Here is a 10,620-nt window from a genome sequence, read left to right on the forward strand (position 1 = left end):
ATGATTTTAGTGCATTAAAGAGGGCAAGAATGTATGCTCCTGTGGGGACACCCCTTGATGAAATTATTCGTACTTATTGTGTCGCCTAGTGTCTCGTTCTTATTTGAAATAACTATAACTGATAACTGACTCCTCCAAAGGCAAACTTTGTACCTCACCATTAAGATAACTTCTATATCTTTAGACTGATAAATGCTCGATTCGCTTAATATTTTTTAACATAAAATACGCTCTTTTATCGCTGTAATTAGTTGCCTAGAAGTCAAGCTAATGAGTTATGATACTAGGTAGGAATCCATAGTTCTTAGAGGAGGAAAGCGGGGCAATCTCAATGTTTTGCCCACCGACAAGACCATGATTTTGATGTTTTAAAAATCTCGCATAAGTCTTTAAGAACTTTTAAAATCAGCATTCACACAGGAGGGATATTATGACAGGTAAGAGTAAACGCGGTTTTGCCTCTATGGATCAAGCTAAACAACGGGAAATCGCTAGTAAAGGTGGTAAAGCTGCTCATCAAAAAGGTACAGCCCACGAATTTACCTCCGAAGAAGCTCGCGAAGCGGGACGAAAAGGTGGTGAAGCGGTTAGCCGAGATCGCGCCCACATGGCGGCTATCGGACGGGAAGGGGGCAAAAATTCTCACAAAGGCAGTGGCAAAAACTCAAACTCCGAAGAAAATTCCCCAGCCAACGAGTCTATAGGTGAAAACTACTCAGATTTTAGCAACTCGGAGGCAAATAGTTGACTTTGGTTGACTTTTTCTCAGACTGAGAGGGTGTTAGGGTTTTGGGGTTTTAGTTAAATTCCCCCATTCCCCCATTCCCCCATTCCCCCATTCCCCCATTTCCCTATCCCCGTTAACGAAGGCAGGAGGCAGAAGGCAGAAGGCAGAAGGCAGCTTTTATTTATTATCCCCACACCCCACACCCCACACCCCACACCCCACACCCCACACCCTACCCCCACGAAAAACTTTTTGCCGCAAACCCTACTTAAGGTTCGATACTGACAATCCAAGTCCCAACGTAGAGACGGACGGGAATATTGCCAGAGGCAATCACATCACAGGTAAAGTAATAAGTGCCTAATTCAGGATTTCTGACATTAGACATGACGATTTCAACTTTGCTGGTCGGATTGATCGCTTGTTCGGGGACAATTTGAATAATGCGACTATCCTTATCCCAAACCACTTCCTTTAAAGGTAAAGATTTGCCGTTGATGCGTACCTCGATTTTATTGGTGTCAAACTGGCCGTTAAAATAATCGGGATAGGAAATAAAAAAAGCTGAAGCCCCTTGGGAGAGTTTTTTCGGGGGAATATAGAGTTTATAACGATCCATTTGCTTGGGACGACCGCCAAATTGCAAGAAATAATCTAAGATATCCTTGCGATCGACTCCACTAAAAATGGTTAGGCCGGGGTTGCCATTGGCTAAAGTTATTTTTGGTAAAATAATCCCCGCACCCACAGCTAAAGATAGAGCAATTAAAGCGGGTGCTTTAGCATATTTAATTACTTTTGTCAAGACTTTTAACATAAATTTTAACCCAAAGTGAGGGGGATGGTGACGGCCGCAAGGAGCCTAATACAGTTCAACTGTAACAAAACCCGATCGTTTCTTACCTAGACCTTTGCCAGTCCGATAAGTGTCTTGGTTAACGCTTCATCGCTCGCGCCATATCCCGTTGATCCTGACGACGTTTCAAATCTTCGCGTTTATCGTGTAATTTTTTGCCTCTACCGAGGCCAATGCTGATTTTTACCCAACTACCTTTAAAATACATCTTCAAAGGCACAAGAGTTAAGCCTTTCTGTTCCACTTGACCGATGAGTTTGCTGATTTCCTTTTTGTGCATCAACAATTTTCTCGTCCGGCGCGGATCGTGATTAAAATATTCGCTACTCTGTTCGTAGGGGGAAATATGAACATTAATTAACACCGCTTCACCATTGCGGACTAAAACGTAACCATCCCGCAGGTTTACCTTACCGGCACGCACGGATTTAACCTCGGTCCCCAGCAACTGCACCCCCGCTTCAAAAGTCTCTAAAATCTCGTAGAGATGGCGTGCTTGCCGGTTATCACTGATAATTTTGATTTTGTCGTCTTGATTGGCCATATAGTCAAGTGAAAAGTGAAAAAGCTGTTGAGTGTTGGGGTTTTAGGGTTTTAGGGTGTTGGGGTGTTAGGGTGTTAGGGTGTTGGGGTGTTAGGGTGTTAGGGTGTTAGGGTGTTGGGGTTTTAGTTGAAATTCCCCCATTTCCCCACTTCCCCATTTCCCCACTTCCCCATTCCCCCATTTCCCCATTCCCCCATTCCCCATTCCCCCATTTCCCCATTTTCCCATTTCCCATTGCCCTATCTTACTCGCTCTTTTGCTCTCTCTGGACTGACTGCTTGCCGCTCTTTGGTGATCACCGGCCTTGTCAGGGGGAACGAGAAGGGAGAAAATGAGAGCAGTGTTAAATTTTTATGAAGTTTGGTTCTGTGGACAAAATTCGTACTGTTTCCGATAGTAAGCGTGATTTTTATACTCGCCACACCCGCCCCATCAATTCGGTGTATCGGCGCGTGGTTGAGGAATTATTAGTCGAGATGCACCTGCTCTCCGTTAATGTAGATTTCCATTATGATCCAATTTATGCCCTTGGTGTGGTTACTTCTTTCGAGAAGTTCATGGAAGGCTATCGTCCGGGGGAGGATAAACCGAATATTTTTAATGCTTTGTGCCAAGCGGTTAACGGTAATCCCGAAGTCTATCGTCGTGATGCCGAAAATATGATCGCTATTGCCAAAGAAACTAATATTGATTCCTTGCTTTCCCAACTGCAAAACCCTGCTCTGGGTGGTAACAATCAGTTGTCTGATAGTTTAGTTTCGGTTATCAACGCGCCTAAGTTTAAGTATAGTCGCCTGTTTGCCATCGGTCTCTATACTATTTTGGCGGAAGCACAACCGGACATGATCAAGGAAAAAGAAAAACGCGAACAAATTTTGCAAAAGTTCTCAGAAATTCTCCGTCTCTCCAGCGAGAAACTGCAAAAAGACCTCGATGTTTATCGCGGTAATCTTGATAAAATGGATCAGCTGCTCAAGGTGATCGAAGATGCTCTAGAAGCAGAAAAGAAAAAACGTCAACAAAAAGAACAGGAAAAACAAACCACCCCGCAATAAAGGCTCTCAACCGGAAATTACCGCGTGCAGACAAGGGAATAGGGAACAGAAAAAGGATTAAATCGGCTCTCTTTCTTTACTGTTCCTTCTGACCTCGTTCTACAATTAGGATCGGCAACCCTTAATATTTATCTCCCGTGACTAACTCCCCCATCACCGCACCCGTAACCGATATTTTGGCCAAAGCGCGGTCAGGGGCGAATTTATCGGCGAAAGAAGCGATTATCTTGCTAGAAACTACCGATAACCGTTTAATTGCCCGGATTCGGGAAACGGCCGACTTTTTGCGTCGTCAACAGGTGGGAGATACCGTCACCTACGTTATCAATCGCAATATTAATTTTAGTAACATTTGTGAGCAGCATTGCAGTTTTTGTGCATTCAGACGCGATGAAGATGAAGAGGGGGCTTTCTGGCTTAATTTAGAGGAAATTATCGCTAAAGCGGCGGATGCCGTCCGTCGTGGGGCGACGGAAATTTGTATGCAGGGAGGATTAAACCCAAAAGCCAAGATTAAGGGCAATTCCTTAGACTATTACCTCGAAATTGTTAAAAACCTGAAACAAGCCTTTCCCAACCTCCATTTACACGCTTTTTCGCCCCAAGAAGTCCAATTTATTGCTAGAGAAGATGGTTTAAGTTACGAAAAAGTTATCGCTTCCCTGCAAGAAGCAGGAGTGAATTCTCTACCGGGGACGGCTGCCGAGGTGTTGGTGGATGAGGTAAGACGGGTAATTTGTCCAGAAAAAATCGATGCCGCTACTTGGTTAGAAATAGTCGGTACTGCCCATCGCTTGGGGTTACATACCACCAGTACCATGCTCTGCGGTCATATTGAAACCCCTAGCCAACAGGTGCAGCACCTCGAAAAAATTAGAAAACAGCAAGAAATCGCCCTAGAAAATAATTATCCAGCTAAAATCACTGAATTTATTTTATTGCCTTTTGTGGGACAATCGGCCCCCAAACCCCTGAGAAATCGAGTCGGACGAGATCAACCAATTTTAGCCGATACATTAAAGTTAACGGCAGTGGCGCGGATTTATTTGGGCAATAGCATTAAAAATCATCAACCCAGTTGGGTAAAATTGGGCTTACAGGGGGCGACAGAAGCCTTAAACTGGGGTTGCAACGATCTCGGTGGCACTCTCATGGAAGAACATATTACCACTATGGCCGGGGCTGTGGGCGGTACTTGTTTGACCGTCGAGGAATTAGCAACGGCGATTAAATCCCTCGATCGCCTGGCCCGTCAACGAGATACAATCTATTAGAGCCTGGTGACTAATAACCGTTGAAATGACGCAACATAATCTAGGATTTGTCGGTCTAAAGTTACTAGGGGTGGTGCATCGGGTTCACCTACTCGCAAAATATCGAGATTAGGATTCAATCGCAACAGAGATATTTTGAGGTCTGGGGATAAGTTTTCATCTAACAAAAACCGGATTCTCATGCGAGGTTTAGTTCTTGCTGTTTCCGTTTTAGTTTTAGTTGTCTTAGGCGTTGAATCAGGAGGGATGGTTCGGTATTTAACCACTGTTGGTATTGTTCTTCCTGCCAGTCACGGAGGCGCTGAAGATAAGCATCTATCAGGGTCTTGTTTTGATAGTAATAGGTGAGAGTAGCGTAAATTTTCTCTAGGTTTAAGCTGGGTAACTCTTGGAGAATCTGCTGGGAAGTATAACCTTTTAAATGGTAGTTGATGACATCCTCAATCCCAATGCGATGTCCTTTAATGCGGATGTCATCTGGAGCAAAAACTTCAAAGTATTCTTCTAGTTGCATGGTTTTCTTGGAGCAGACTTTTTCTCTTAATTGTAGCATCGCCAAATCGGTGAAGCTGTCGGAAAAACTCTTCAGTTACCATATCAGTTTTGGTTCTTCGGTTTGTGCTATGCAATGGACGGAGTTATAAGGGGTGAAACCCTTCTATAGAAAGACATTGCTTCGATTTTTGCCAATTATTTTCAATCTAGAACGAGCTAATCAATTAAGTCTCTTGCCAGATAAGGATTTAGCCGATTTCTGCCCCCTGATCGAACCATACCAAGTAACGAAGAACCCAGTTGTCTTAGGTGTTGAATCAGTGGAAATGGCTAGGTATTTAACCACCGTTCGTATTGTATTGTTCATCTTAATCTATGTCTCGTAGTTCACTAAGTTGAAGTTCTAATCCGTTAATTTTTGACAATAATTCATTTCGGATTCTTCTATCTCCTTCTTGAAGATTACTTCGACGATTTATCTCTATAACAGTTTTTCTCATCTTTTTGATATTTTCTTTGACCGATTTAATCTTATTGATTGTTGTTGGTTCTGGTGTTTTAATCGTTGCTACTATACAATTTTGAAGATCATCACTCAGCAAAGTACTTATTTTTTCAAGAGCTTCTTTTCTAACTTCATATAACTCTTTATCACATTCTACCACTTGTAAGAAGTTTTTGATTGTAATTTCTGTTTCTGAAACCTGATGTAATTTTGTAAGTGATCGTTTTAGATGCCAAGTATATAAAAAGATTCCTAAAGTAGATGTTACAATAATTGCTGGTATAACTATAAATAATGACTTTTTTCTTTTCTGGTTTTCTATATTTTGAATCAATTGCTCTAAATAGGGTAAGTTCTTCTTAACATAACTATCTATTTTGAGATTATTATCCATCAAGCTTTTATGAAAATAATTAATCTGATTTTCAATGTTCCTAGCTTGCTCAATTAAATCTTTTGATTTATTAGTTACAATTTTTAAGGTTGTGCTTTTTTCTTCAACAAAAATTGTATATGAACTTGATAATTCAGCTTTTTTAATAGACGTATTTATTTCCTCAAGTTGCTTAATCTTATCCATCAAAATATAGATACTATTGTCTATTTTTTCTTTGATTTTGCGAGTTTTTTCAATAATTATATTCATATCTGTTTTCAATTTTGTTAGTTCCTTACGTTGGCTTATAGCCAGATTAAGCTGTTTACTTTGATTATTTATTTTATTAATGCTAAGGTTAATATTTGATTGAATTATTAGTTTATTATATCTTTCCGTAAGTTCGGCAAATTCAGATTTTTGGGAACCAAGCTCATCTATTATTTGAGAAAATTCTTCTTTAAATTTTAGTTGAATATCATTAACCTCTTCAATTAAGTTTTCAGCTTGTGTAAATAGAAGATTTAGATTTTTTGGAAAAATACCTAATTTAGCTTGAATTTTGTCGATTTCTTTTTCCCAACTTTTTTGGAAATTTTTAGCAATTTTTAATTCCTTATCAATTGCTGCAATTATTTTAGATATTTCAGAAAAACCTAAAGGAATATTATAGATACGATTATCTGCTTGTTTAAGATTATTTAACAAAGAATCACACAAATTAAATAAATTCTTGTTAGAATCTTTTTTTCGTCTGATTTGCTCACATTTAGTTTGTAATTTATTTCTTAAATTAGGTAAATCTTTTTGAGTGGACTGAAAAGTTTGCTGTTTTTTAAACAATTCTTTCTTAATCCTTTCTAAATCACTCTGAATGGAGTTTAAGGAAGTTATAAATTCTTTATAATTAACATCTAATATTTCTATCCCTTTAATTTCTTTAGGTAGTTGTGGAGAATTAGGTTCACCATAAAATTGGTTAAATTTATTTTTTATCTGATTTATATTATTCGCTTTTTGTGATAACAAGTTTTGAGTTTTTTTCGACCAATCATAAATAGAATTTATATTTTCACTAAAGCTTTTGATCTTTCGGTTAAAATCTGGATGATTGAGTTTTTCGCTATCGTCAAAAGTTTTATCAGGGAAAAATATAGTAAAAAAACAGAAGAGAACAATACCATATAAGATAACATTAAAAACGGTTTTAAAGAACTTTAAAATAGGTAAAAACCTAAGTTTTCTAAGATATGAAAATAATCTATAACAGAACTTACGCAACCCCACCACCTGTCGTAGCATCACGATAGTGTCTGTCCAAATACTACTCCAAATAAAAACAAAAAATTTTCCAAATTTCTGTATAACCCAACAAGGAAAATGTCTTAACGCTTGTGGTACAGGTGTTCCATGTTTTACGTTGTTCCACGCCGAGTAAATAAGTCCGAGACCAAAAAATAATGTAAATAATATTCCCCAAAATTCTTCTATATTAGCTATATTGACAAGAGGATAGATAATCCCAAATAGGTATGCAGTTACAATTAAGATAGTAAATATCCATTGTACTATAAGAGGAAGAGTGATTCCTATTTGCCATATTCGTTTAATAATATGTATTTTTATCATATTTTTAGGTGTCCTTGATAGAAAATTTGAAATCATTATACATTTTATCAAATTCATACTGACCAGCAAGCTTGAAAAAATTTGATACAAGAAATAGCCAGTCTTTTAAATTAAATTTAACGTTACAAGCATAGACAAACCAGGTCAGATAAAGCTCTCGACATACAGGGATATTTTGCTCTTTCAATTCTTTTGTTATTAGTTCTCTGAAAAAATTATCAGGAAATTCTATTTTATCACTATATCCATTAGCCAATAGTCTCCTTAGCTCTCCTAATAATATAAAAGGAGCGCAAACATCGTAATTAGGATTATCAACTAGGTTAAATCTGTTTTCTTTTAATAAGTGTTTTATAAATTTATCAAGAAAGGGTTGTGTCCCTATTTGGGAGGATTTAGAAAGACTCTCTTTTTGTTTTGACTGCATTAGAATAAGTCCATCTACAATAGCAGACTCAAACACATAATCTTCTGGAATTTCTAATGGTTCTAATATTATTCTTGGCTCTTCTGAACTAGCGATCGCCAGAGCAATAGCACGAGACAGCCAAAAGTTAGGTTCTTTGTTTCTTAAAACTTTTGACAATCCATCATCTTTTCGTTCTCTTAAGTAACAAGCGGCAAGGTAATCCCCTGCTCTTTGATTAGTAAATCTCTCAAAAAGCATTTTATCAATATCATCATTTTTAAATTTAATTATATTGTTTTGAAAAGCTTGATCTATAATGCTTGCCAGAACGACTATAAAAAATTTTTTATTTTCACTTGAAAGAAAGTGAGATAAATTAGACCAATTATTTGAGACAGCTTTTTTAAAATATTCCAAGACTTTTATAAAGTTTGGTTCCTCTGAGCGGTAGTTAATATTTTCAACGTCAGAACCGTCAAAGGACTTTAATCTGCTATTGGTAATCTTGTCAACATCGTTCTTGTTATTTATTTCTAATATAGGTTGTACCCAACGCTTAAGTAGTTCGTCATCGTTTATGGCAACGCCTTCATGGATGTTCTTTTTTAGCGATTGCTCAAGAATATAATAACTCAAGACTGATAAAACTTTCTTGGTGTTGATAATAAGCGATGGATGTTGTTGATAAAATTTATGTTCATCTATCTTCATTGATTTGAGAAACTCTCTTTTTAACTCCCGTTCGTGAAGTTCGTCTATTGTAGGAACATAGTCGTCTCCACTGTTTGATTCTGCTGCAATTAAGTCAACCCATAGTGACAAGTAATATGGATTAGTTAAATACAAATCACCTCGCTTATTGGCTTGCGTAAGTTTATTTAAAACTCTTGTTATTTCTCGACGTTCTGGTGGTGATAATTCCTTTGTTGCATTTGATTCTTTCAGTCTCTTGCGAAGAAAATTTTCAAATTGAGTAGGGGAAAGAGATTTAATACGAACATTTATTACTTTTAATTGATTGGCAAAAGCTCTATATTCTTTTTCGCGGCAAGACAGTATCCATTTGGTTCCCTTTTGATAAGTTTTTTCAAGCACATTAGCTAAAAAGCTGAATAACTTACCTCGATTTTTTTTGTCAACAAACTCATCTAAAGCATCTATAATTACAACAAGTTTGTATGTAGAAGCTTCCGCAAGTAATTTCGCAAAATTTTGTTTCCATTGACCCTCAGTGTTTTCATATAGTTTTGAAAGAAAACTTGTTATTTCTTCTTTCTGTCTGCCTTTAAGATCATCTAACACATTGGCAATTTCATTGGCATGAATAAATACAGGGATATACTGGCATTTCTTTGAAGAAGTAGTTTGTTTTTTATATTCTACAAAGGTTTTGTAAAGAGTTGTAGATTTTCCACTTCCTGGGGAACCATAAACTACAATTGGCGGAGATGGAGATTGGGAAATAAGATACTGATCTAGATTGGGAATAAATTTGGTAGATTTTGGAAAAGCCTCCTGATAGGCTTGGGTTTGCATTCCAGATAAAGATATATAATTTTTAAGAGCCTGATCATATTTATATTTATTCTCTATTTCCTCCTCAAGAAGCTCTAAATATGTTTGGATAACTTGTTGCGGAAAATTTACTTTATTTCCCGAATCCACTTGAGTTAATTTTTTTTCCAAGCTCTCTATTTCTTGCTCACATTCCTCAATCCTTTTTTTTAGTTCAAACTTTTGGCTTGAACTAGAAACTATCGAGAGTTCACGCTCGTAGTAGGCGCGTTGTTCTTCCCAGTTCCTCTTAGCTTGTTCTAGCTTTTCTTGCGACATTTCCTACCTCCGAACTAATCTCTTAATGGACTCCCATGTTTTGTACATCAATCCCTCTGTCTCAATCTCCAGTTCGTAGGAGGCAATCATCGGAATCAACGGTAGAACTACCTTTAACTTGGCTGAGGCTGCCTTGTTCTGTTCTTCTAACTCGGCTCGAATATCTTGCAGTAGGGGAATCAGTTCTCGAGGATAAAAAGTTAACGAGATGCGATCGATAGATTCTACAGCCTGCTCTACCTTTACCAGTTGACTTGCCGCTTCCTCATCCGAGATAATGATCGCTTCTTTTGGGTAAAGCTCCCAATATTCTGCTTCATATCGACGAATATTTGGGAGAATCTCTCGCTTAATTCGCTGCTTTAGCTCAAACTTGGCAGGTTTACTACTACTGATAATCAACTCTTGTTCAAACTCGCCCAGTTGTTCGTAGAGTATTTTTAGAATGTCCTCTAAATCTGCTAACCGTTGGCGATCGCTCATTGAAAGTTCCTCTCCTTCTTACAAACTGATATTTTTTTACCAAAGCCTGTAGTTTTTCTACCTTGGCTTCTAGTGCAGCCAATCTCTGATTCAATGGTACAGTCTCAGCACAGCCCAGATATTGAGCGCACCGCAATAACAACCACATCCGTCTTAGAAGTGCCACGTTGCTCATCTGTAACTATCTTACTCGCTGTGCTATTGAGTGTCACCATTTTTCTGAAGGAAGCATAGAGGGAAGCGACGTTTACATGGGTTTCTGTTTTCCCGCCTCTAATATCAGCTAAACTTATCAATGGCATAAGTAACAATATCGTCAAACCCCTTTACAAACCGATACAAACTCTCTAAGATAGAGACATCATCAATCGTACCTCGATAACTTAATAGGAATCATAAACCAATGACCACCACTCTACAACAGCGCGAGAGCG

At 38.0% G+C, this 10,620-nt stretch carries 9 protein-coding genes; 3 read left to right on the forward strand and 6 right to left on the reverse strand.

Translation table 11 applies throughout. The features are described from left to right. Positions 1-430 precede the first annotated feature (430 nt). A complete protein-coding gene (locus EWV68_RS21070; RefSeq protein ID WP_002761051.1) occupies positions 431-748 on the forward strand; it encodes a KGG domain-containing protein in 318 nt (105 codons plus the stop codon). A 247-nt stretch (positions 749-995) separates the two neighbouring features. On the opposite strand, the gene EWV68_RS21075 is transcribed toward EWV68_RS21070, so the two are convergent. Together EWV68_RS21075 and smpB are read right to left on the reverse strand one after the other, a co-directional pair. Beyond that, positions 996-1,544 carry a DUF2808 domain-containing protein gene (locus EWV68_RS21075; RefSeq protein WP_287170935.1) on the reverse strand — a complete coding sequence of 183 codons (549 nt, stop codon included), beginning with the start codon at positions 1,542-1,544 and terminating at the stop codon, positions 996-998. Between the two features lie 118 nt (positions 1,545-1,662). Next, positions 1,663-2,127, reverse strand: a complete 465-nt coding sequence (gene smpB / locus EWV68_RS21080) for an SsrA-binding protein SmpB (RefSeq protein ID WP_004162719.1) — start codon at positions 2,125-2,127, stop codon at positions 1,663-1,665. A 368-nt stretch (positions 2,128-2,495) separates the two neighbouring features. On the opposite strand from smpB, the gene psb29 reads away from it, so the two are divergent. Together psb29 and cofH are read left to right on the forward strand one after the other, a co-directional pair. After that, positions 2,496-3,182, forward strand: a complete 687-nt coding sequence (gene psb29 / locus EWV68_RS21085) for a photosystem II biogenesis protein Psp29 (protein WP_174718083.1) — start codon at positions 2,496-2,498, stop codon at positions 3,180-3,182. 137 nt (positions 3,183-3,319) lie between these two features. Further along, complete coding sequence (cofH, locus tag EWV68_RS21090) at positions 3,320-4,456, forward strand: 7,8-didemethyl-8-hydroxy-5-deazariboflavin synthase subunit CofH (protein WP_287170936.1); 1,137 nt, start codon at positions 3,320-3,322, stop codon at positions 4,454-4,456. 178 nt (positions 4,457-4,634) lie between these two features. On the opposite strand, the gene EWV68_RS21100 is transcribed toward cofH, so the two are convergent. The 4 genes from EWV68_RS21100 to EWV68_RS21115 all read right to left on the reverse strand — a co-directional run bounded on the left by EWV68_RS21100 (position 4,635) and on the right by EWV68_RS21115 (position 10,186). Then, on the reverse strand, positions 4,635-4,970 hold the full coding sequence (locus EWV68_RS21100) for a DUF433 domain-containing protein (RefSeq protein ID WP_287170942.1): 336 nt from the start codon (positions 4,968-4,970) through the stop codon (positions 4,635-4,637). Between the two features lie 349 nt (positions 4,971-5,319). Beyond that, positions 5,320-7,497 (reverse strand): hypothetical protein, encoded by a 2,178-nt coding sequence (locus tag EWV68_RS21105; RefSeq protein WP_287170939.1) that lies wholly within the window; start codon positions 7,495-7,497, stop codon positions 5,320-5,322. Further along, the gene (locus EWV68_RS21110; RefSeq protein ID WP_287170941.1) at positions 7,466-9,703 is read right to left on the reverse strand and encodes an NACHT domain-containing protein; all 2,238 of its coding nucleotides are present in this window, start codon (positions 9,701-9,703) and stop codon (positions 7,466-7,468) included. The genes EWV68_RS21105 and EWV68_RS21110 overlap by 32 nt, the downstream gene beginning before the upstream one ends. 3 nt (positions 9,704-9,706) lie before the next feature. Beyond that, positions 9,707-10,186 carry a hypothetical protein gene (locus tag EWV68_RS21115; RefSeq protein WP_272077369.1) on the reverse strand — a complete coding sequence of 160 codons (480 nt, stop codon included), beginning with the start codon at positions 10,184-10,186 and terminating at the stop codon, positions 9,707-9,709. Positions 10,187-10,620 lie beyond the last annotated feature (434 nt).

This window comes from Microcystis sp. M_QC_C_20170808_M9Col, from assembly GCF_007095495.1.
GTDB classification, from domain to species: domain Bacteria; phylum Cyanobacteriota; class Cyanobacteriia; order Cyanobacteriales; family Microcystaceae; genus Microcystis; species Microcystis aeruginosa.

Bases quoted from the DNA above. Each gene is read 5' to 3' on its own strand.
- EWV68_RS21070 (WP_002761051.1), top strand. From the start codon at position 431: ATGACAGGTAAGAGTAAACGCGGTTTTGCCTCTATGGATCAAGCTAAA.
- EWV68_RS21075 (WP_287170935.1), bottom strand. From the start codon at position 1,544: ATGTTAAAAGTCTTGACAAAAGTAATTAAATATGCTAAAGCACCCGCT.
- smpB (WP_004162719.1), bottom strand. From the start codon at position 2,127: ATGGCCAATCAAGACGACAAAATCAAAATTATCAGTGATAACCGGCAA.
- EWV68_RS21100 (WP_287170942.1), bottom strand. From the start codon at position 4,970: ATGCAACTAGAAGAATACTTTGAAGTTTTTGCTCCAGATGACATCCGC.
- EWV68_RS21105 (WP_287170939.1), bottom strand. From the start codon at position 7,497: ATGATTTCAAATTTTCTATCAAGGACACCTAAAAATATGATAAAAATA.
- EWV68_RS21110 (WP_287170941.1), bottom strand. From the start codon at position 9,703: ATGTCGCAAGAAAAGCTAGAACAAGCTAAGAGGAACTGGGAAGAACAA.
- EWV68_RS21115 (WP_272077369.1), bottom strand. From the start codon at position 10,186: ATGAGCGATCGCCAACGGTTAGCAGATTTAGAGGACATTCTAAAAATA.